This is a genomic window from Pseudorhodobacter ferrugineus DSM 5888, from assembly GCF_000420745.1.
GTDB classification, from domain to species: domain Bacteria; phylum Pseudomonadota; class Alphaproteobacteria; order Rhodobacterales; family Rhodobacteraceae; genus Pseudorhodobacter; species Pseudorhodobacter ferrugineus.
This window is the reverse complement of sequence record NZ_ATVN01000002.1, coordinates 164,266-186,019: the sequence shown is the minus strand read 5'-3', so window position 1 is coordinate 186,019 and position 21,754 is coordinate 164,266. Positions and strand designations below refer to the sequence as shown.

Sequence of the window (21,754 nt, the reverse complement as noted above, 5' to 3'; positions counted from 1 at the left end):
CGTTTTTGCCCTTTCGCAACCGCAACTTGCCGCCTATCCTGCATGTCGGCGCGCAACAGGGGGCTGCGATGAAAACCATGATCGGCGTGATTGGCAGCTCGGGCCTTTATGACATCGACGGGCTGCAAGATGCGTCTTGGGTCACGGTCACAACCCCGTGGGGCCAACCGTCCGATGACATTTTGGTGGGCCGCTTGCATGCCATGCCAATTGCCTTTTTGCCCCGCCACGGACGCGGTCACCGCCTGTCGCCAACCGATGTGCCCTACCGCGCCAATATTGATGCGCTGAAACGGCTGGGCTGCACCGATGTCATCTCTGTCTCGGCCTGCGGGTCGCTGCGCGAAGACTACGCGCCCGGTGATTTTGTGATCGTTGACCAATTCATTGACCGCACCTTTGCCCGCGAGAAATCCTTCTTCGGTGCAGGCTGCGTGGCACATGTGTCGGTCGCCCACCCCACCTGCCCCCGCCTTGGGGCGGCTTGCGCGCAAGCGGCCACAGGCGTGCGCGTCCACAAGAGCGGCACCTATCTGGCCATGGAAGGACCGCAATTTTCCACCCTCGCAGAATCGCAGATGTACCGCGCGTGGGGCGCCGATGTGATCGGCATGACCAATATGCCCGAGGCGAAATTGGCCCGCGAGGCCGAACTCTGCTATGCCTCGATCGCGATGGTCACCGATTTCGACTGCTGGCACCCCGACCACGGCGCGGTCGATGTGGCCCAGGTCATCGCCACACTTACCGCCAACTCCGGCCACGCCAAAGCGATGATCGCAGGCTTGCCTGCGCTGCTCGACCATACCCGCGCGCCTTGCCCCCACGGCTGCGACCGCGCGCTGGACCACGCCATCATGACAGCCCCCACCGCCCGCGACACCGATCTTCTGGCCAAGCTGGATGTCGTCGCAGGGCGGGTATTATAACTCACAGGCCCAACCAATGGACAGCACAATTACCGAGTTCTTTGCCAGCATGTTTGGCAGCCGCGCCATTGAAATCATCGCCGCTACTTGCGGGTTTATCAATGTCGCCCTGATCATCCGGCGTAGCATCTGGAACTATCCATTCGGCATCCTCATGGTCATCCTCTATGCATGGATCTTCTATGACTACCGCCTCTACAGCGATGCGCTGTTGCAAGTATTCTTTTTGGTTATTCAGGTGTTTGGCCTGTTTTGGTGGCTGTCGGGCCGCAATGCCCAAGGCCAGGTTATCGTCCGCTCTATGCCGCCCGCGCAGTTCGGAATGGTCCTTGCCGCAGGGACAGTTGGCGCGGGCATCCTTGGCCTGTTGATGCACCGTTATACCGATGCAAGCCTGCCCTTCGCCGATGCCAGCGTGGCCGCCCTCAGTGTGGTGGCGCAAACCTTGCTCGCCCGCCGCTTCTTGCAAAACTGGTATGTCTGGATTGCGGTTGATGTGCTGGCAATCGGGGTCTTTGCCACCAAAAGCTTGGTCCCCACGGCCACGCTTTACGCGCTGTTCCTCGTGCTGGCCGTGACGGGTTTGCTCACGTGGCAGCGCGCATGGCGAAACGGTACGGCCGTCGCATGACACGCGGGTTCTTGCTGGGCAAATTCATGCCGCCGCATCAGGGGCACCTGTTCATGTGCCAAACCGCAGCGGCTTTGGTCGATCACCTCACCGTGCTGGTCTGCACCTTGCCCGATGATCCGGTCCCTGGCCCTGCCCGCGCGGCATGGATGATGCAACTGCTGCCACACGCCCGCATCATCCATTTTGACAAGGTCGTCCCCCAAGCCCCCGCCGATCACCCCGATTTCTGGCCCATCTGGCAAAACATCTGCCAAACCGCCCACCCCGAGCCTTTGGATTTCGTCTTTGGCTCGGAACCCTATGTTACCCGGCTTGCAGCCTGTCTGAAGACGCGACCGGTAATTCTAGACGCCGACCGGCTGGCCTTTCCCACCTCAGCCACCGCCATCCGCACCGATCCCGCCGCCCATTGGGCGATGATCCCCGGCCCTGTGCGCGCATACTACCAAAAGCGGATTGCGGTGGTTGGCGCGGAAAGCACGGGAAAAACCACGCTGACCGCTGCACTGGCCACGCATTTTGGCACGGTCTACATGCCCGAATATGGCCGCAGCTATGATACCATGCAGCGCCATATCGGCTGGCAACCCCATGATTTCCAACGTATCGCGACCGTTCACACCGCCATGCGCAACGCCCTTGCGCCCCAAGCTGGCCCCTTGCTGATTGAAGACACTGATCCGCTGCAAACCGGCATCTGGGAACAAACCTTGCTGAACACCGACCAGATCACGACCACCCCCTTGCCCTTGGCAGATCTGTACCTGCTGCTTGACACGGGGCTAGCATGGCAAGATGACGGCACCCGCTATCTGGGCGATCCGGTGGCGCGCGAGGCCTTCCAAACCCGCTTGACCGCGCAACTGACAGCGCAAAACGCCAATGTCATCCCGATCACCGACACCGGCCCTGCGCGCCTGAAAACCGCCATCGCCGCCATTACATTCGCTTTCCCCACCTTGTCCGCACCCCAAAGGAGCGTGTTATGAAAACCGTCAAAGACTACATCCGCACCATCGTTGATTTCCCGCACGAAGGGATCCTGTTTCGCGATGTGACCACCCTGTTTGCCGACCCGCGCGGCTTTCGCATGGCGATTGACCAACTGTTATCGCCCTATGCTGGCCTGCGGATTGACAAGGTGACGGGCCTTGAGGCGCGGGGTTTTATCCTTGGCGGGGCGGTGGCGCATCAACTTTCCACAGGCTTTGTGCCAATACGTAAAAAGGGCAAATTGCCGGGCCGCACCATCGCGCAGGATTACAAGCTGGAATACGGCGAGGCGGTGGTCGAGGTCCATGACGACGCGTTTTTGGCCGGTGAAAAGGTGCTGTTGGTTGATGACCTCTTGGCCACCGGCGGCACGGCCGAAGCAGGGATCAAGCTGATCGAACGCTTGGGCGCCGAGGTGGTCGGCTGCGCTTTTGTCGTCGATCTGCCCGATCTGGGCGGGCGCACCAAGCTTGAAAAGATGGGGATGGAGGTTCATGCCCTGTGTTCCTTTGAAGGCTTTTGAGATTTTGCCAGAAACAGGATGGACGGTAACCATTTAGTAACGGATTCGCCCTAAACGTATGGAACCGGGATAACCGGTCGCTGCTTGCGAAACACGTGACCACTTTACCCCAGACCCCAGCCCCGCCGGTTCACCCCGGTGGGGCTAACTTTTTTGGTCTTATGATTGCGCGCGCCAATGTTTGCCGCACAGGCTGGATTAGGCATTTTTGTTAAGATTAAATCAGCGGGCGGCGCGCAAAACAGCACCGGGGTTCATAATGCCATGCGGATCAAGGGCTGATTTGATCGCGCGCATCGCCGCCAGTTTCGCCGGATCGCCGTATTTTTCCAGATCATCCACCTTCAGCCGCCCAATTCCATGCTCGGCGCTGACAGACCCACCGCGCGCGTGGGCCATGTCATGCACCAAGGTTTTTATCGCCGCGCGGCTGTTTTCATGCTGTGCGCGGGCTTCGCCGGGCATCGGGAACACGTTGTAATGCAGGTTGCCATCGCCCAAATGCCCGAAACAATTGATCCGCCAATCCCCCAAACCTGCCAGTGCAGGGCCTGCATCAGTGATAAATCCAGCCACCTCGCCCAAGGGCAGCGAAATATCATGGCTGGAAATCGCACCGATCCGGCGGTTCGCTTCGGGGATGTTTTCGCGCAAGGCCCAAAATTCGGCCCGCTGCGCCTGTGATTGCGCGATCACCCCATCCAGCACCAAACCCGCCTCGGCCCCCGCTTCAAACACCGCTGCCAGCGCCTGCTGCGGGTCCAAACCATCGGGCAGACCCACGTCGATCAGCACCATCCAATCCGGTGCTTCAGCAAAGGGTTGGCGCTGTTCAGGCATCTTTTCTGCCAGAAACGCCAACCCCATCTTTGCAATGAGCTCAAACGCAGAAACAAGCCCGCCCAACTGCGCCTGAGCCAAGGCTAGCAACTCGAGCGCCGCGGCAGGGCTCGGAACCACCATAAACGCCGTGCCCATCGCCGCCGGAATAGGCGCAAGTTTAAGGCTCGCCGCCGTAATCACCCCCAGCGTCCCTTCGGACCCCACCAATAGATTGCGCAAATCATAGCCTGTATTGTCTTTGCGCAGCCGTTTCAGCCCGTGCCAAATGCTACCGTCAGGCAAAACCGCCTCTAGCCCCAGGCACAAATCGCGCGCGTTGCCATAGCGCAGCACATTCGCCCCGCCCGCATTGGTCGCCAAATTGCCGCCAATCCGTGCGGTTCCCTGACTGGCCAGCGACAACGGAAACAACCGCCCCACGCTATCCGCCGCCGCCTGCACCTCGGCCAAGGTCGCGCCCGCCTCAACCACCACAACATTCTCGGATGGATGAACCGACCGCACCGCCCGCATTCGTTCCAGCGACAGGACTAACGGCATCGGCCCTCCATCCATCACCTGCCCCAGCACCAGCCCCGTACCGCCGCCAAAGGGCACAACGCCCACGCGCGCCGCATGACAGGCCGCAATAACCTGCGAGACCTCCGCCACCGAACGCGGCCGCGCTACACCACCGGCATGGCCGCCAACCCGCCCGCGCGGATCGGCCAGATAGCGGGGTTCCACCGCCCCTATCGTGCCGTCTGGCAAAGCGGCGGCCAGCGTTTCCAAAAATGCGGTATCAGCGGGGTTCAGCATGGCGCCTCCTGTTATCACCCCATGTTACCCCGCCCTGTCCTTCCTGTTCTAGGGCAAATACTCCGGCTCCAGCACAATGATCGTTGGCGTTTTCGGCAGGCGCGCCAAGGACAGATCAATCTGGCTGATCCCGGGTTCCACCACCTGAAATTGATCCCCCATCTCGGCCAAAAATGCCGACAGGGACGCGCCTGAAAACCAATGCATCGGGAACACGACCGATGACCGCAACCGCCGCACCACCGTCATCATGGATGGCAAATCAAGGGTATAGCCGCCATCCACCGGCACCATCAGCACGTCCAGCCGCCCAATAGCCGCAAATTGCGCGGCATCGGGAATATGATGCAAATGGCCCAAATGCCCGATGCACAGGCCCGCCACCTCAAAGATAAAAATCGAGTTGCCGTCCTTGCGCAAAACCCCGCGATTCATCACATCGGTCGGCACATTGCGCACCAACACCTCGCCCAGATCCAGATAATGCTCGGCCGCCGCCCCATCGCCCCAACCGGGCAAGACATGCGGCACGCGCGGATCGGGGCGCGCGGTCCAATGCGTGCCATGCGCATTGTTCATCGTCACCACATCGGGCACCGTATCATCGCCACCGATAAATCCGGTGTAATCGGTCACCAACACCTTACCTTGCGGCGTGCGCAGCGCGAAACTTGCATGATCCAGATAGCGGATACGCACGTCGCCCATTGCCACCGGATCTGCAAAGGCCACCCGATGCACAGGCGTGCCCGCATCGGCCAACGCAATGCAATGGCTTGGGACGCGGTCTTGCGCCATCGCAGGCGTGGCAAGCATCAACAGCAAAATATAGCGGATCATTAGCAGCCCCCAATTTCCCAGTGGAAATAAGACTAGCGCCGCCAAACCAAAAGTCACGCGCCTAGCCGACTGCCGTGCGCCCCCGCCGGTCATGGCGCAAATTGGCATACAGCACATGGTTGCGCCACCGCCCCGAGATTTGCAAATAGCTTTGCGCAACACCTTCGTATTTGAAACCCGTCTTTTCCAGCACCCCGCGCGATGCCGTGTTTTCCGGCAAACAAGCCGCCTCGACCCGACTTAGGTCCAGATGGGTAAAGGCATGATGCACCATGGCCTGTATCGCCTCGCGCATATATCCATGCCGCGCAAAAGGTTGGCCGATCCAATAGCCCACAGTTGCCGCCTGCGCAGGGCCACGGCGCACGTTATCCAGCGTGATCGCGCCCAAAAGCTGTGCATCCGACCGCCGGATCATCAACATCGGCAAGGCCGTCCCTTGGGTCTGCGCCCGCGCGGCCCAATAAACACGGTTGGTGAACGACCGCCGTGACAAATGATCATCTGACCAAACAGGTTCCCAAGGGGTCAAAAACGCGGCACTTTCCTCGCGCAACTCGGCCCAAGGATGCCAGTCGCCATGCATGGGCAGGCGCAGCGTCATCCGCTCGGTTTCAATCCGGATCTTGCGGCGAAAGCCCAGCATCAGGCAACAAGCCCGCGCCGGATCTCCTCAAGGCTCGGCGCTTGGGCGACCGGACCGTACAACGCCAGCGCCACATCGGCGCCGATCATTTCACCGGCATAGCGGCGCACATCGGCGGTGGTCACGGCATCAATCTTGGCAACAGCTTCTTCGGGTGATGGCACACGGCCCCAAATCGCCAGCAGCCGCGCAAGGCGTTCCGCACGGCTCGACGGGCTTTCCAGCCCCATCAGCATCCCCGCCTTTAGCTGCACACGCGCACGCGCCACTTCGGCCTCGGCCATATCGCCGCTGGCCCGCTTCAATTCTTCCACCGTGATCGCTGTCAAATCGCCGATTTCTTCCTCGGATGTGCCAGCATAAATCGTGATCTGCCCTGCATCCTCATAGGCCCCCGATTGCGCGAAAATCGTATAGCACAGCCCGCGTTCCTCACGGATTTTCTGGAACAATCGGCTCGACATGCCGCCGCCCAACGCCATCGCGTAAATCTGCGCGATATACACATCGGCAGACCGATACCCCGGCGCGTCAAAGGCCAGCGCGAAATGCACCTGCTCCAGCGTCTTCGTCTCGCGGCGTTCCGAGCCTTTGAATTGCGCAGGCTGGATCAACCCACCAACGCCTGCGCGGCGGTCGCCAAACAGCGCTTCGGCCTGCGCCACAATCGCATCATGGTCCACAGCCCCCGCCGCCGACAGGATCATCCGGTCAGGGCTGTAATGTTCCGCCACAAATCCCGTCAAATCGGCACGGCTAAAGCTGCTCACGCGTTCCGCAGGCCCCAAAATCGTGCGGCCAAAGGGTTGGTCAGGATAGCACGCCTCTTGCAGCCAATCGAATACGATGTCATCGGGCGTGTCCAAGGCCTGCCCGATTTCTTGCAAAATCACATGGCGTTCGGTCTCAATTTCCTTTGGGTCGAACACGGGGTTCAACACAATATCGCCAATCACATCCAGCGCCAGCGCCACGTCATCTTGCAGCACACGCGCGTAATAGGCGGTCATCTCGCGGGATGTATAGGCGTTGATATAGCCACCAACATCCTCAATTTCCTCGGCAATTCGCAGGCTGCTGCGCTTTTCCGTGCCTTTAAACGCCATATGCTCCAGAAAATGCGCAATGCCGTTCTGCTCGGCCCGTTCATGCCGCCCGCCCGCCGTGATCCAGATACCGACGCTGGCCGATTTAAGGCCGGGCATCGCCTCGGTCACAATGCGAAATCCGTTTGGCAAGGTCGTCAGGCGGCTGGTCAATTGGCAATCCCTTCGCGGATATGGGCTTGAAGTGCGGCAAGATCATTGGGCATACGCGTCACACGCTCAGGGCGGTCAAACAAGTCGGCCATACGGTCCGGCAAACCGGGGCGGGTGCCCATCGCCGCCTCAACCGCATCGGGGAATTTCGCCGGATGTGCGGTGGCCAGCGTGATCATCGGGACCGTGCCCAAATGCCCCTCGGCCACCTTCACGCCAACAGCCGAATGCGGGCACAACACTTCGCCCGTATCTGCAAACGCACTGCGAATCGTGGCCTGTGTCTCTGCCTCGGAACAGCGACCCGACGCAAAAGTATCACGCAACATCTCCAACGCACCTTGAGAGATATTGAACCCACCGCCGCGCAATTCAGCCATCAACGCCGAAACGGCCGCCCCATCACGCCCATAGGCATCAAACAAAACCCGCTCGAAATTCGACGACACCTGAATATCCATCGACGGGCTGATCGACGGTTTTACCCCATCCGTCCGGTATTCCCCCGACCGCAAAGCGCGGTCCAGAATGTCGTTCTGGTTCGTCGCGATCACCAATTGCGCAATCGGCAACCCCATCGCCCTCGCAATATAGCCTGCGAAAATGTCACCGAAATTACCCGTCGGCACAGTGAAACTCACCTCACGCTGCGGCGCGCCCAAGGACACCGCGGACGAGAAATAATACACCACCTGCGACAAAATCCTCGCCCAGTTGATGCTGTTCACCCCTGCCAGCCGCACCTCATCGCGGAACGCCAAGTCGTTGAACATATCCTTCACGCGCGCCTGACAATCATCAAAATCGCCGTCCATCGCAATCGCCCGCACATTTGCCTCAGCCGGTGTGGTCATCTGGCGGCGCTGCACCTCGGACACGCGGCCATGCGGATACAGGATAAACAGATCCACATTCGACAACCCGCGAAACGCCTCCATTGCGGCCGACCCTGTATCGCCGCTGGTCGCGCCCACAATCGTGATCCGCTCACCCGATTTGGCCAAGGCGGCCTGCATCATCTGGCCAATCAACTGCATGGCAAAATCCTTGAACGCCAAGGTCGGCCCGTGAAACAGCTCCAGCAAAAAGTGGTTCGGCCCCAACTGCACCAAAGGCGCGCGCGCCGCATGGCCGAACCCCGCATAGGCCTTGGCAATCAACCCGCGAAACTCATCCTTGGAAAAGGTGTCGCCCAAAAACGGCCACATCACCCGAAACGCCACCTCTTCATAGGGCAATCCGGCCAGCGCCGCGATGTCGGCCTGCGTCATCACCGGCACGGATTCGGGCACATACAGGCCGCCATCGCGCGCTAGCCCCGTCATCATCGCCTCGGAAAAGCTCAAAACCGGGGCCTGACCCCGTGTCGAGATATAGCGCATCGTCACGCCCCCCTTATTCAACATTCCGCCTCATACGCCACAGCAAGAGGCCTGTCATCCCCGCCCAGACGAAGGCCAGCAAAAACCACGTGATCGCATAGTTCATATGATCATTCGGCACCGCCGAACTGTCCACCGGCATCGGCTCGATTCCATCTCCGGTCAGCGACCGCGCCACAATCAGCACAGGCTCGGTGTTCAATGCCTCGGCCATCGCGGGCACATCACGGGCAAACCACATGCCGCGCCCCAAATCCGGCGCGGGTGTAAACCCGTCCACCTCTTCGGGCCACACCAGATTGCCCGTCACCTCGACTACCACAACATCCCGCGGCAGGCCCCGCGCCTCATCAGTCAAAAAACCGCGGTCTACCATCACACGGCGGCCTGCATCGGTTTCCAGCACGGCAATCACCCGAAAGCCGGGGCCAATTTGCTTGCGGCTCACCAAAACATCCAACTGATCGCCGGTAAAGCGGCCCGCTACCACGACAGGCAAAAACTTGTCCGCTTCTGCATCCGGCATGGCAGGCAATCCCACAGGCGCTGACCCGATCCGCGCGTCAATCTCGGCCAGAACCGACTCTTTCCACGCCAGCCGCTGCAACTGCCAAACCCCAAGCGACACCAGCACAGCCATCCCGCACAATCCAAACAGTACAGGCACAATCATCCGCCGCATCGTCAAACCCATTTCATCCCGTCCAATACCAAAGGCGCGGCCCTTTCGACCCGCGCCCTGTGTCATTTTGCCTTCATCCAAGTCGGATCAGATTATTGGCCCCAGACATAGATTGAAGCAAACAAGAACAGCCACACAACATCCACAAAGTGCCAGTACCACGATGCCGCCTCAAAGCCGATATGCTGCTGCGGGGTAAAGTGGCCCTTATAGACACGCGCCAAACAGATCAGCAAAAAGATCGTACCGATAAGCACGTGGAACCCGTGGAACCCCGTCGCCATAAAGAAGTTTGCGCCATAGATATTGCCCGCAAACCCGAATGCCGCGTGGCTATACTCATAGATCTGCAACAAGGTAAAGAACGCGCCCAAGACAACCGCCAAAATCAGGCCGTTCTTCATGTCCTTGCGGTTGTTTTCATGTACCAGCGCGTGGTGCGCCCAAGTTGCTGCTGCACCGGAACATAGCAAAATCAGAGTGTTGATCAGCGGCAGGTGCCACGGGTCAAACGTCTCAATTCCAACAGGTGGCCAAGGACCGTCAACCGCTGGCGACAGTGGCCCCATCGGGTACATCGCGTGTTTGAAAAACGACCAGAACCATGCGGCAAAGAACATGACTTCGGACATGATGAACATGATGAACCCGTACCGCAGGCCAATCTGCACCACCGGCGTATGGTCTCCAACCATGCTTTCATGCACCACATCCGACCACCATGCGAACATGACATACAGCACCATCGCAAGGCCGATCAGGCCCATCCAGGGTCCGGAACCGTGCATCCACAGCACCGCGCCAAACAGCATGATAAACGCCCCAACAGCAGCCATGAACGGCCAGACGGATGGCGGTAGAATATGATAATCGTGGTTCTTGGCGTGGGCCATGGTGGTCGTTCCCTCGTTTTTGGTATACCGCGCTTTGCGCTTGGCAGCTTTCTTAGTTTAGTGTCTTGGGTGTGGCTGGGGCAAGCGCTGCTTGCTCGCCTGCCGGAATATCGGTCACGTGAAAGGTATACGACAGCGTGATTTCACGCACATACTTGCCTTCGCGGTCGTTAATAATGTCTGGATCGACGAAAAACGTAACAGGCATCTGGATCCGCTCACCTGGCTGCAGCACTTGCATGGTAAAGCAGAAACAGGCGATCTTGGTAAAATATCCACCAGCGCTGTCAGGCGTAACGTTATAGCTGGCAGTGCCTGCAATCGGTTGGTCGGTCGGGTTATAGGCCTCGTAAAACGCAAGGCCGGTCTCGCCGATCCGCACGTCCATCGTGTTTTGCATCGGCGTGAATTTCCACGGCATCCCGCGTTCCAACGATGCATCGAACCGGATTTTCATGGTGCGGTCCAAAATTTGGTCGGGCGCGGTTGCGGCAACTTGCGTAGTTCCGCCAAAGCCGGTTACGCGGCAAAACCAGTCATAAAACGGCACTGCCGCAAAAGACAAAGAGGCCATCGTTGCCGCCACAAAGCAAAGCTGAGCTGCGGTTTTCTGAATCGGAGTCATGGTTTTGTCCCCACGGTTGTTTGCGCGTCTAATGGAACCAATTCTGGCCGTAGCACGTGGTCAAACCCCTGCATCTGGCCCACATCGGTCACTTTGACCACCGTCAGCCCAAACACCAAGGCGATAAATGCCACCAGCACAGCGCCAAGGCCCACATTGCGGCCCAAACGGCGCTTGTGCAGCTCATGTTCTACGTCAAACGCCATGTTACCAGCCCCCAAGCCCATAAGGTTTCAGCGCGGCCTCGGCCAAAAACGCCCCAAAATGCAAGAACAGATATAGCAGCGAGAATTTGAAAACCTGCCGCTCAACCGCGTATTTATCCGCCTCGGCCTGCACTTCATCGCGCCGCCAAATCTTCCACGCGCCCCACAGAAACCCTGCGTTCAACACTACGGAAACCGTCAGATACAGCGGCCCGCCAATCGACGTAAACCCAGCCGCCAGCGCGAACGGCACCAAGGCGATCGTATAGACCAAAATGTGGTTCCGCGTCACCTTCTTGCCGTGCGTCACGGTCAGCATCGGCACACCGGCCTTGCTGTAATCCTCGTTCATGAACAAGGCCAACGCCCAGAAATGCGGCGGCGTCCACATGAAAATCAGCATGAACATCAGCACCGCTTCAATCGAAACGCTGCCGGTCATCGCAACCCAACCGATCATCGGGGGGAACGCACCTGCCGCCCCGCCAATCACGATATTCTGCGGTGTCGACCGTTTAAGCCACATCGAATAGACCACGGCATAGAAAAAGATCGTAAACGCCAGCAAGGCCGCCGCCAGCATATTTGCCGTCAGCGCCAGCATCACAACCGAAATTCCAGACAGCGCCGCACCAAACCCCAGCGCCTCACCGGGCTGCACACGCCCAGCAGGGATGGGCCGCTTGGCGGTCCGCTTCATGATCACGTCAATATCGGCATCCCACCACATGTTCAGCGCCCCCGAGGCCCCAGCCCCCAGCGCAATGAACAAAATCGACGTCATGGCAATAAACGGATGCACAGCCCCGGGCGCCACCAAAACGCCGACCAGCGCTGTAAACACCACCAGCGACATGACACGCGGCTTCAACAGGGCGACGTAATCGCCGAACCCCGCCTCACCTGCTTGCCCGATAGTATCCGTGTCGCTCATCACATGTCTTCCCAAGCCAGAACGGCAGGGGCCAATTACGGTCCCCACCTAAAAAATTAGTCCGCCGCCGCCACTTGAACAGGGGCCGCACCAATCAAAGCAGCAGTCTTTTCACCCGCCAACCACGTATCATAGGCTTCTTGCGAAACCACCTTCACGGTGATCGGCATATAGGCATGGTCCTTGCCGCACAGCGTGGTGCACTGGCCAAAGAATGTGCCTTCAACCTCGGCCTTGAACCACAACGTGTTCAAACGACCGGGAACTGCCGATTTCTGCACCCCAAACGCGGGCACCATCCAGGCATGAATAACATCCGCCGCCGACAGCTGCACAACAATCACCTTGCCGACAGGGATCACCATCGCCGTATCCGTCGCCAACAAGAAATCTTCCTTGGTGTAACCGGCATCAACCAGCTCGGCCTCAACCTCGGCATTCATAACCTTGCCATCGCCGATCAGAAAACTATCAAACGCCACACCCTCATCAGGGTATTCATAGCTCCAGTACCACTGGTTGCCAGTCACCTTAATAGTGATATCCGCTTCGGGAATTTCCAACTGCTTAAACAAAACCGGCAAAGAAAACGCGCCTATGAACACCAAGATTACGATCGGCACAATCGTCCAAGCGACCTCCAGCGGGCTGTTATGGGTGAATGTCGCAGGCACCTTGTTACGCTTTTCGTTAAAGCGCCACAAAACATACAGCAGCAACCCCGTTACAAACACGGTGATCGCAGTGATGATCACCAGAATAAACTGATCCAGCCAATGGATGTCACGCGCCAATTCCGTTGCTGCCACCTGAAATCCGGTCGCCCCGTCCACAGGCCGCCCCGAGGCCGCGTCTTGCGCAAGGGCCAAACCGGCCCCCATCACTGTTCCAAAACCTGCGGTGATACCGAAAAAACCCGTCTTCATGCGCATGTGCAAATCCCGTTCGTTACGCGGCTCTTTCAGCCTGCATTTTAGGTTTGCCCGACTCTTGGGCAGAATCCCGTTGTTTCTACTCTTGGTGAAACCATATTAAGACCGTAACGACAAGAGAAACCATTGCGGCAAACCGACGCCGTTTGATGTAAATCAAGGACTTTTACATGACCGATGCCCCGTTCCGCCCGTTTGACTCGCATCTCGACGAACAACGCGCCCTTGATTTGCTGCGCCAGGCCACACATGGCGCCGATGACGGAGAGCTGTTTTTGGAACGAAAACGCTCCGAAGCCATCGTTTTGGATGATGGCCGCGTCAAAACCGCCAGCTATGACGCCTCCGAAGGGTTTGGCCTGCGCGCCGTGCGCGGCGAGGTGGCAGGTTATGCCCATTCGACCGAAATTTCCGAATCCGCCCTCAAACGCGCGATGGACACTACCCGCCTTGCCGTGGGCGCAGGCGGCGGCACCTTGGCCGATGCCCCCAAAGGCACCAACCAGAAACTCTACACCGATGCCGACCCAATGGCAGATGCCACATTTGCAGGCAAAATCGACCTTCTGCGCGAAATTGATGCCTATACCCGCGCGCTTGATCCGCGCATCGTGCAAGTCAGCGCCACCATCGCCGCAGGCCTGCAAGAGGTGGAAATTTTGCGCCCCGAAGGGCTGCGCCTGTCCGACATCCGCCCCATGGCGCGGTTGAACATCTCGGTCATCATCGAACAGAACGGCCGCCGCGAACAAGGCGGCATGGGCGGCGGTGGCCGCTACGGTCTTGCCCGACTGATGGACCCCGCCCATTGGCAAGGCCTTGCGCGTGAGGCTCTGCGCATCGCCCTTGTTAACCTTGATGCCGTCCCTGCCCCCGCAGGCATGATGGATGTCGTTCTTGGTGCAGGCTGGCCAGGCATTTTGCTGCATGAGGCGATTGGTCACGGGTTGGAAGGCGATTTCAACCGCAAGAAAACATCGGCGTTCGCGGGTCTTATGGGCCAACAAATCGCGGCCAAAGGCGTCACCGTGCTGGATGATGGCACCATGCCCGACCGGCGCGGATCGATCAGCTTCGATGACGAAGGCACCCCTTCCCAACGCAACGTACTGATCGAAGACGGAAAACTCGTCCGCTACATGCAAGACCGCCAGAATGCGCGCCTGATGGGTGTCGCCCCCACCGGCAACGGCCGCCGCGAAAGCCACGCGCATATCCCCATGCCCCGTATGACCAACACCTATATGCTGGGCGGCAACACCGACCCGCAAGAAATCGTGGCGTCCCTCAAAGACGGTATCTATGCCGTAGGCTTTGGCGGCGGCCAAGTCGACATCACTAACGGCAAATTCGTGTTTTCCTGCACCGAGGCCTACCGCGTCCAAAACGGCAAAATCGGCGCCCCAGTCAAAGGTGCTACCCTGATCGGTGACGGGGCCACCGCCCTGCAACACATCCGCGCCATCGGCAACGACATGGCCATGGACCCCGGCATCGGCAATTGCGGCAAGGCAGGCCAATGGGTGCCGGTCGGTGTGGGGCAACCTACGTTGCTAATCGGGGGGCTGACGGTGGGCGGCTCGGCGGCATAAGCCGCCGCAGCCCCGACCGTGCCAAAATAACCGCTTTTCTGCCGCGCCAAACACCCCAGAGCGGCCGCTCGCGGCGACGTGCATGACCTTCCGCTTGGCGGACTTTGCGGTCAATAGCAATCTTAACTCGGATGTCCGGTTCAACTCTTGCGACGAACGAAGGCACGCTCCACTTTTTCATAAAAGCGCGCCTTCAGTGTTTCAAACTTCGAGAGGTGAAGCGCTGCGCTCCCATTTCAACGGGTGGAACACTTCGTCAACTGGCGTTACCGCCACATGGTTAATATAATTGGACATCGTTTTCTGGGCGATGCCCAAGATGACATCTAACACAGCGCGATGGCTGTAACCGGCAGCAAAGAAAGTTTCGATCTGAGCATCAGCGGCGTTTCCGCGCTCGCGCACCATCTGGATTGTGAAAGATCGCAGAGCCTCAAGCTTTGCCGTTGGCAGCGGCGTCTCGTTGCGCAGGGCATCTGTGATATCGTCCGAAACCTTCATCATCTTTGCGATGCCTGTGTGGGCCGGTACGCAGTAATGGCATGAATGCTCAACATTGATTGCTTGCCACACAACAGTTAGCTCGTCGGCGTCAAAGTCTGTTTCAGTGAAGAGTTTATGAAGAAGTTGATATGCCTCGTACGCCTGTGGGCTTTCCGCCAGAACTTTGTGCAACCCGGGCAAACGGCCAAAGGCTTTTTGCGACGTCTCCAAAAGCGGCTTGGAGGCTTCTGGAGCCGTGTCCAGATCATGCGAAGGGAAATTCATATCGGTGCGTCCTTTTTTTAAACTGCAATATGTGTCTTTTAGGCTTTCTTGATCAATCACTCAAGTATATAATTGAATGTTCATTCAAGAACTGGTGATCCAATGCCACCCAAACCGAATTATGACCGAGATGAACTGATCGAACGCGCCCGCGATTTATTTTGGAAACGTGGATGGGCGGGTACTTCGCTGAAAGACCTCGAAGCTGTGTTGCAGGTGAAGCCGGGCAGCTTTTATGCTGCGTTTGGCTCTAAAGATGCTCTGTTTGCACTGGCCATGGAAAAGTATGCGACTGACGGGCGGGAACGCCTGAAAACGTTGGCGGAAAAACACGGCCCGATCAAAGCCCTTCAGCGTTTCCCGGAGATGGTCGTCGGGAACGATGCCGCTCCCGCCAAGGCCTGCATGCTATCAAAGACGCTTCTTGAACTTCACGCACACAACCACCCTTTAGCGCACGAAGCGAATCTGCATCTTTTAAAGATGGAGGCACATTTTGCAGACCTATTTCAGCAGGCTCAATACGCGGGCGACATTGATGTTTCGCATGATCCTAAGGTGCTTGCCCGCAGGTATCAGTCTGATCTTTTGGGTTTAAGGGTCTCTGCCGAACGCGAGGGTGTCGACGCCAAGGCAATCGCAGCAGAGATAGCAGACGGTTTGACTAAGCTTTGACACGACCTGCTTAGCCGTCGTTCCTGCGTCAGGCAGCTTTGTGCACTTTGGGCTCAAACCAGACCGTTCATGCAAGACCCACGAACGGCAGCTTTGAAAAGGCGCAGCGCCACAAATCCTCCCTTCTAGGCAGAGGCAAAAAACTCCGAAGGGTCCGCGCCCAAAAAAACGTCGCCAAACCAAAGCCGGTGTTGAAGGGGTTTTGCAATCTCGGCGACGGACGGACGCCCAGCACCTCAAATCCGGTCCCATCGCCCAATCACAAAGCAGATCGCGGCCTAGGGGAACGAAAATCGCCACCTGTCCACGTTAAAATTTGGTTAAGAAAAAACGGAGTATCAATAAATATCAGATGCTTACACAAATGTTCGCACGCGGACATTCTGCGAGCACGGGGGGCCTTGCTTTACCCCCCCTCAAGCCCTATCTTTCAGAAAGGCGGGTTCTGCTCGGTTCGTGCGTCGCACATTTCCAGTGGCCCATAAGCATCTCCGAGGGAGCTGGCTCTGTTTGGATCCTGGTCCAAGTACCTGGCGACCACCTGAAAACTCAGGCTCTCGGGAAATTCACGCAAACACGGCTGCTGCGGTTCCCGCCACCTTTACCGCCGCTTGGCGCCCACATGAACAGGGGCCAGTTCAGCCGTAACACCTTGCTTTTTGCCGCCCTTCGGTTCGTCATCCGGCGCGGCCAGGCTCATCACCGCATAGGCAAATTGAACGCCAGCAAAGACCACGCCATTGAAAACAACCATCATCGTAAAGGCAAGCCAGCCCATTTCCGTTTCGGTCACAAGATGGCGCAACCCACCCACATCCAGCCAGACAATCAGCGACACAAAAGCGAGGGCCAAGGCAAAGCCAATGGCGACATTGATAATATAAAGACGGATCAGTTTTGGCATGGCGGCCCCCAGATGCTATTCAACCCAACGTAGCACGCGAAGAACAGTTTACGACACGGTTTTTTTGTCGCAACCCTAAAACGCCTCGGGCTTGGCCTCGCGCGCCATGTGGTCCAAAACCGCGTTCACGAATTTCGGTTCCTTGCCGTCCGGAAAAAAGGCTTTGGCGAGGTCCACATATTCATTGATCACCACCTTGGGCGGCGTCACCATCTCCACCAATTCAGCCCCCGCCGCGCGGAAAAGCGCGCGCAAAACCGGATCGATCCGGTCAATCGGCCAAGCCGCCGCCAACGCACGGTCGGTCATCTGGTCGATCCGCGCCTGCCGGTTCACGGCATGGTTCAGCACGGCCCGAAAATGGGTCGCGTCCCCTTCGGCCATCTCGTCGCCATCATAAACGGCACCAAAACGATGGGTTTCAAACTCGGCCTGCACGGCCTCTACCGTTTGGCCTGAGCTTTCCATTTGAAACAGCGCCTGTACCGCATAAAGCCGCGCCGCGGATTTCATTTGCTTTTTCAGGTCTTTTTTGGGGTCAGGCTTGGTCATGCGCGAAAGCTATCCTCGGGCGGGCGAAAACCGATGCCTTTGCGGGCGCTGGACCAGCGGCGCGACAAGGCGATCAGATGAAGGGCGGCGGCAGCGGCACCGCCACCTTTGTTCTGGGCAGCAGGATTGGCACGCACTTGCGCCTGATCCATGTTTTCAACGGTCAAAATGCCATTGCCGATGCAAGCCCCTTGCAGCCCCATCAAGGACAAGGCGCGGCTGCTGTCATTGCAGACCGTATCGTAATGCGTGGTTTCACCGCGGATGATGCAGCCAAGGGCAACATAACCGTCAAAATTACTTTGACGTTCGGCCATCGCAATCGCGGTCGGCACTTCCAAAGCGCCTGGAACCTCGACAATTTCAAAACTCGCGCCGCACGCCTCGGCGGTGGCGGTGGCCCCTGCGATCATCTGATCGGCAATGGCGCGGTAATAAGGGGCGACCACGATCAACAGCTTTACCGGCTTGTCAAACTCTGGCAGTGGCAAGGTGTAGTGTGACTCTAAACTGGCCATATTTTACCCTTTCGGAATGGCACGGGTGCCAGTGATGGTCAGACCGTAAGCATCAAGGCCAACGACCTTCGGACGGGGGGAGTTGGTCAACAAAACCAAGTCCTTGATCCCAAGACTTGACAGAATTTGTGCGCCCAAGCCGTATTGCCGCAAGGTTTGCGGGCTGGCCTCGGTATCCGAAACCATCTTGGAATGGAGATCACGCAAAAGCACCAACACACCGCGCCCCTCGGCCGCGATAAGGCGCATGGCATCGCCAAATTCGCCCGTCCGGCCAACGGGACCAAGGCCCACAACATCCAAAAGTGGGTCCATCGTATGCATCCGCACCAAAACCGGACCAGTCGTCGACAGATCGCCTTTGATCAGCACCACATGCTCGGCGCCTTCGGTATCATCGGTGTAAACCCGCATGACCCAATCGCCACCAAATTCAGATGTCACGGTCGCCTCGGAACTGACGCGCACAAGGTTGTCATTGCGGCGGCGATAGGCGATCAAATCGGAAATCGTGCCGATTTTCATCTGATGCTTTTTGGCGAAACCGATAAGGTCTGGCAAACGCGCCATCGTGCCATCATCGTTCATAATCTCGCAAATCACACCCGACGGGTCGAGGCCTGCAAGGCGCGACACGTCCACCGCCGCCTCGGTATGTCCTGCCCGCACCAAAACGCCACCATTGCGGGCGCGCAGGGGGAACACATGGCCAGGTGTAGCTATATCTTGCGGACCCTTGGCAGGATCAATCGCCACGGCCACAGTCAGCGCGCGGTCAGCAGCCGAAATGCCTGTGGACACACCATCGCGCGCCTCGATCGAGGTGGTAAAGGCGGTTTCATGGCGGCTGGAGTTTTTGGGGCTCATCAAGGTCAAACCGAGCGCGTCGATGCGCGCCTCGGTCAATGTCAGGCAAATCAGGCCACGCCCGTGGGTCGCCATAAAATTCACCGCAGCAGGAGTGCATTTCTGCGCGGGGATCACCAGATCGCCCTCATTCTCGCGGTCTTCGTGATCGACCAGAATAAACATGCGGCCTGCGCGCGCATCCGCGATAATCTCCTCAATCGAAGATATGTCTTTGGAATATTCGGTATCGGTCATCTCTTGGCCTCGTGCTTGCTTGCCCAGCCCATACCGCGCCTTGCAGATGAATGCCAGAGGCCGCGACAGCGACCCGTTAGATGAGCGCGGCGCGAACCCGTGCCGAAACCCATTCTGAAATAACCACCGTTATCAGGATCAAAAGCAAGATCGTGGTGACCTGTGGCCAGGACAAGACATTGAGGGACGCTTGCAGCTTTAGCCCCAAACCGCCCGCACCGACCAAGCCCAAGATCGCGCTTTCACGGATATTGATATCCCAGCGAAACACCGTAATGCCCCAGAATGCCGGCATAATTTGCGGGACGATGGCATAGTTCAGCACCTGTGCAGGGCTTGCCCCCGTGGCGCGGATCGCCTCAATTTGCGTGACATCGGTTTCTTCAATCGCCTCATACAGCAGCTTGCCGACAAAGCCGATCGACCGCAGGCCAATCGCGATAATGCCCGCCAAAATGCCCGGCCCAAGGATGGCGACCAGCAAAAGTGCCCAGATCAACGAATTGATCGACCGGGACGCCACGATGATGAACAGCGCAAGCGGGCGCAGGAATGTCGCAGAAGGCGTGGTGTTGCGCGCGGCCATAAACGCGACAGGCACCGCCAGAATGACACCCAGCATGGTGCCTAGCGTGGCCATATTCAGCGTATCCCACAGCGGGATCATCAATTCCGGCACATAAGACAGCTTTGGCGGCCACATCCGCCCGCCAATATCGGCGGCTTGGCGCGGCGCATCCTGCACGAAATACCAAATCGTGCCTTCGGTCATCACCTGCCAGCAATAGACAAATCCAGCCACCATACACAGCCAAAAAGCCCAGATCAGCAGCTTGGTTTTCGGTGTACGGTACTGCCACTCTTTCGGAAAATCACCCGTCATTGCAAAAACTTCCGCAGATAAGAGGAGCCATATTCAGCGATCAGAACGATGCCGATAATGATCAGCAAAATCGCGCCTGCACTGTCATATTCATAACGGTCAATCGCGGTGTTCAGCGTGGCACCAATGCCGCCCGCACCCACAATCCCGATTACAGCACTTTCCCGAAAGTTGATGTCGAACCGATAAAGCGACAGGCCAATCAAGCGTGGCATGACCTGCGGCTGCACGGCGTAATTGATCAATTGCAACCAGCTTGCGCCTGTGGCCCGCACGGCTTCGGCTTGGGATTCATCAATGCCTTCAATATCTTCGGCCAATAGTTTGGCGATAAAGCCGATGGTCGCAAAGGTCAGCGTCAGAAAGCCTGCAAAGGGACCAAAGCCGAACATGGCGACAAAGAAGATCGCCACAATCACCTCTTGCAGCGCACGGCTGACGGCGATGATGGACCGGCAAACGTAATAAACGGGGCGGGGCGCAAGGTTGCGGGCGGCCCCGATGCCGATAGGAATGGAAATGGCGATACCGACGATGGTGGATGTAAACGTCATCGTCAGGCTTTCGATCAGCCCGCCGCGAATATCCGACCAACGCGAGGTGAAGTCCGGTTGCAAGAACCCTTGAACAAAGCGTAGGCCGCGCTCGCCGCCCGCAATGATGCGTTCCCAATTGGCGTCAATGCTGCCAATTGCCAGTACAAACCAGGCCAGTACGGCAATTTGCAAGCCAATGCGCCAGCCTCGGTGCTTGAAAATCTGCGGCGGGCGCTTCCATGTGGTCGGATAGCTGGTCATGCGCCAAGCCTTGCCATTTCGCGCGCGGCGTCACGTTCGGCCTGTTCGTCTTCTGCGGCACCTGTGCGCATCGCGGTCCAATCTTCGGCACCGTAAATCGTGGTCAGCACGTCTTCGGTCAACTGGTCGGGGGTGCCGTCAAACACCACGGCCCCAGCGCGCAACCCAATGATCCGCTGCATAAATTGCTGGGCCAGTGGCACGTCATGGATGTTCACAATCGCGGGCAAATCGCGTTCTTGGCAAATCTCGATCAAAAGGCGCATGATCTGGCGGCTGGTTTTGGGGTCAAGGCTGGCGGTCGGTTCATCGACCAACAAAAGCTCGGGTTCTTGGCTTAACGCGCGCGCAATCCCCACACGCTGACGCTGCCCACCCGACAGCGCATCGGCGCGCTTGTCTGCGTGGTCAATAAGACCAACGCGGTCCAGCAAGCGGTAAGCACGTTCCACATCGGTGGCAGGATAACGTCTTGAAAAACTTTGCCAAAACGACACATAACCCAGCCGTCCCGACAGCACGTTTTCCATAACCGTCAGCCGTTCAACAAGCGCGTATTCCTGAAAAATCATTCCAATGCGGCGGCGTGCGCGGCGCAGATCCCCTGCCCCCAGACCAACCAAATTAGTGCCGTTCAGTTTGATCGCGCCTGATGTAGGTTCCACCAGCCGGTTCACACAACGGATAAGCGACGATTTCCCCGCCCCCGATGGCCCGATCAGCCCGACAACCTGACCCTTTTCCACGGTAAAGGACACGTCCGACAACGCTTTGTCGCCGGTCTTGTAGGTTTTGGTCAAATGTTCGACGCTTAACATGGCATCTCCGCACAATAAGGGTAT

Annotated in this window: 25 protein-coding genes; 6 read left to right on the top strand and 19 right to left on the bottom strand. The window is 58.2% G+C overall.

The window, feature by feature from the left end; all coding sequences use genetic code 11:
- Nucleotides 1-68: 68 nt before the first annotated feature.
- From G560_RS0102675 to G560_RS0102660, 4 genes are read left to right on the top strand one after another with little or no spacing between them, the layout of a single operon-like run.
- Entirely contained in the window at nucleotides 69-929 is an 861-nt protein-coding gene (locus G560_RS0102675; RefSeq protein WP_028913642.1) for an S-methyl-5'-thioadenosine phosphorylase, read from the top strand.
- Between the two features lie 16 nt (nucleotides 930-945).
- A complete protein-coding gene (gene pnuC / locus G560_RS0102670; RefSeq protein WP_022702771.1) occupies nucleotides 946-1,560 on the top strand; it encodes a nicotinamide riboside transporter PnuC in 615 nt (204 codons plus the stop codon).
- A complete protein-coding gene (locus G560_RS18335) occupies nucleotides 1,557-2,552 on the top strand; it encodes an AAA family ATPase (protein ID WP_022702770.1) in 996 nt (331 codons plus the stop codon). The genes pnuC and G560_RS18335 overlap by 4 nt, the downstream gene beginning before the upstream one ends.
- Nucleotides 2,549-3,079 carry an adenine phosphoribosyltransferase gene (locus G560_RS0102660; protein WP_022702769.1) on the top strand — a complete coding sequence of 177 codons (531 nt, stop codon included), beginning with the start codon at nucleotides 2,549-2,551 and terminating at the stop codon, nucleotides 3,077-3,079. Before G560_RS18335 ends, G560_RS0102660 begins: the two co-directional genes overlap by 4 nt.
- 222 nt (nucleotides 3,080-3,301) lie before the next feature.
- Here G560_RS0102660 and G560_RS0102655 read toward each other — a convergent pair whose 3' ends face one another.
- The 11 genes from G560_RS0102655 to coxB all read right to left on the bottom strand — a co-directional run bounded on the left by G560_RS0102655 (nucleotide 3,302) and on the right by coxB (nucleotide 13,119).
- Nucleotides 3,302-4,720 (bottom strand): FAD-binding oxidoreductase, encoded by a 1,419-nt coding sequence (locus G560_RS0102655; protein ID WP_022702768.1) that lies wholly within the window; start codon nucleotides 4,718-4,720, stop codon nucleotides 3,302-3,304.
- A 48-nt stretch (nucleotides 4,721-4,768) separates the two neighbouring features.
- Nucleotides 4,769-5,560, bottom strand: a complete 792-nt coding sequence (locus G560_RS0102650; RefSeq protein ID WP_022702767.1) for an MBL fold metallo-hydrolase — start codon at nucleotides 5,558-5,560, stop codon at nucleotides 4,769-4,771.
- 61 nt (nucleotides 5,561-5,621) lie between these two features.
- Nucleotides 5,622-6,206: a GNAT family N-acetyltransferase gene (locus tag G560_RS0102645; RefSeq protein WP_022702766.1), complete on the bottom strand. Its 585-nt coding sequence runs from the start codon at nucleotides 6,204-6,206 to the stop codon at nucleotides 5,622-5,624.
- Nucleotides 6,206-7,465 carry a M16 family metallopeptidase gene (locus tag G560_RS0102640; protein ID WP_022702765.1) on the bottom strand — a complete coding sequence of 420 codons (1,260 nt, stop codon included), beginning with the start codon at nucleotides 7,463-7,465 and terminating at the stop codon, nucleotides 6,206-6,208. Before G560_RS0102640 ends, G560_RS0102645 begins: the two co-directional genes overlap by 1 nt.
- Complete coding sequence (thrC, locus tag G560_RS0102635; RefSeq protein ID WP_028913640.1) at nucleotides 7,462-8,847, bottom strand: threonine synthase; 1,386 nt, start codon at nucleotides 8,845-8,847, stop codon at nucleotides 7,462-7,464. The genes G560_RS0102640 and thrC overlap by 4 nt, the downstream gene beginning before the upstream one ends.
- 13 nt (nucleotides 8,848-8,860) lie before the next feature.
- On the bottom strand, nucleotides 8,861-9,529 hold the full coding sequence (locus G560_RS0102630) for an SURF1 family protein (protein ID WP_028913639.1): 669 nt from the start codon (nucleotides 9,527-9,529) through the stop codon (nucleotides 8,861-8,863).
- 92 nt (nucleotides 9,530-9,621) lie between these two features.
- Entirely contained in the window at nucleotides 9,622-10,422 is an 801-nt protein-coding gene (locus G560_RS0102625; protein WP_022702762.1) for a cytochrome c oxidase subunit 3, read from the bottom strand.
- Nucleotides 10,423-10,474: 52 nt separating this feature from the next.
- Nucleotides 10,475-11,047 carry a cytochrome c oxidase assembly protein gene (locus G560_RS0102620; protein ID WP_022702761.1) on the bottom strand — a complete coding sequence of 191 codons (573 nt, stop codon included), beginning with the start codon at nucleotides 11,045-11,047 and terminating at the stop codon, nucleotides 10,475-10,477.
- Nucleotides 11,044-11,253 (bottom strand): hypothetical protein, encoded by a 210-nt coding sequence (locus G560_RS0102615; protein WP_028913638.1) that lies wholly within the window; start codon nucleotides 11,251-11,253, stop codon nucleotides 11,044-11,046. Before G560_RS0102615 ends, G560_RS0102620 begins: the two co-directional genes overlap by 4 nt.
- 1 nt (nucleotide 11,254) lies before the next feature.
- Nucleotides 11,255-12,187 (bottom strand): heme o synthase, encoded by a 933-nt coding sequence (cyoE, locus tag G560_RS0102610; protein ID WP_022702759.1) that lies wholly within the window; start codon nucleotides 12,185-12,187, stop codon nucleotides 11,255-11,257.
- 56 nt (nucleotides 12,188-12,243) lie between these two features.
- Nucleotides 12,244-13,119: a cytochrome c oxidase subunit II gene (gene coxB, locus G560_RS0102605; protein WP_022702758.1), complete on the bottom strand. Its 876-nt coding sequence runs from the start codon at nucleotides 13,117-13,119 to the stop codon at nucleotides 12,244-12,246.
- Between the two features lie 170 nt (nucleotides 13,120-13,289).
- On the opposite strand from coxB, the gene tldD reads away from it, so the two are divergent.
- Nucleotides 13,290-14,711: a metalloprotease TldD gene (gene tldD / locus G560_RS0102600; RefSeq protein WP_022702757.1), complete on the top strand. Its 1,422-nt coding sequence runs from the start codon at nucleotides 13,290-13,292 to the stop codon at nucleotides 14,709-14,711.
- Between the two features lie 201 nt (nucleotides 14,712-14,912).
- On the opposite strand, the gene G560_RS0102595 is transcribed toward tldD, so the two are convergent.
- Nucleotides 14,913-15,479, bottom strand: a complete 567-nt coding sequence (locus G560_RS0102595) for a carboxymuconolactone decarboxylase family protein (RefSeq protein WP_022702756.1) — start codon at nucleotides 15,477-15,479, stop codon at nucleotides 14,913-14,915.
- Nucleotides 15,480-15,581: 102 nt separating this feature from the next.
- On the opposite strand from G560_RS0102595, the gene G560_RS0102590 reads away from it, so the two are divergent.
- On the top strand, nucleotides 15,582-16,154 hold the full coding sequence (locus G560_RS0102590) for a TetR/AcrR family transcriptional regulator (protein WP_022702755.1): 573 nt from the start codon (nucleotides 15,582-15,584) through the stop codon (nucleotides 16,152-16,154).
- A gap of 601 nt (nucleotides 16,155-16,755) precedes the next feature.
- On the opposite strand, the gene G560_RS0102585 is transcribed toward G560_RS0102590, so the two are convergent.
- The 7 genes from G560_RS0102585 to phnC form a co-directional block, all read right to left on the bottom strand.
- Complete coding sequence (locus tag G560_RS0102585; protein ID WP_022702754.1) at nucleotides 16,756-17,058, bottom strand: hypothetical protein; 303 nt, start codon at nucleotides 17,056-17,058, stop codon at nucleotides 16,756-16,758.
- Nucleotides 17,059-17,133: 75 nt separating this feature from the next.
- A complete protein-coding gene (gene nusB / locus G560_RS0102580) occupies nucleotides 17,134-17,610 on the bottom strand; it encodes a transcription antitermination factor NusB (protein WP_022702753.1) in 477 nt (158 codons plus the stop codon).
- On the bottom strand, nucleotides 17,607-18,128 hold the full coding sequence (locus tag G560_RS0102575; RefSeq protein WP_022702752.1) for a 6,7-dimethyl-8-ribityllumazine synthase: 522 nt from the start codon (nucleotides 18,126-18,128) through the stop codon (nucleotides 17,607-17,609). The genes nusB and G560_RS0102575 overlap by 4 nt, the downstream gene beginning before the upstream one ends.
- 3 nt (nucleotides 18,129-18,131) lie before the next feature.
- Entirely contained in the window at nucleotides 18,132-19,232 is a 1,101-nt protein-coding gene (gene ribB, locus G560_RS0102570; protein WP_022702751.1) for a 3,4-dihydroxy-2-butanone-4-phosphate synthase, read from the bottom strand.
- Nucleotides 19,233-19,308: 76 nt separating this feature from the next.
- A complete protein-coding gene (gene phnE, locus G560_RS0102565) occupies nucleotides 19,309-20,115 on the bottom strand; it encodes a phosphonate ABC transporter, permease protein PhnE (protein WP_022702750.1) in 807 nt (268 codons plus the stop codon).
- A complete protein-coding gene (phnE, locus tag G560_RS0102560) occupies nucleotides 20,112-20,912 on the bottom strand; it encodes a phosphonate ABC transporter, permease protein PhnE (RefSeq protein WP_022702749.1) in 801 nt (266 codons plus the stop codon). Before phnE (G560_RS0102560) ends, phnE (G560_RS0102565) begins: the two co-directional genes overlap by 4 nt.
- Nucleotides 20,909-21,730 carry a phosphonate ABC transporter ATP-binding protein gene (gene phnC, locus G560_RS0102555; protein WP_022702748.1) on the bottom strand — a complete coding sequence of 274 codons (822 nt, stop codon included), beginning with the start codon at nucleotides 21,728-21,730 and terminating at the stop codon, nucleotides 20,909-20,911. The genes phnE (G560_RS0102560) and phnC overlap by 4 nt, the downstream gene beginning before the upstream one ends.
- Nucleotides 21,731-21,754: the final 24 nt, after the last annotated feature.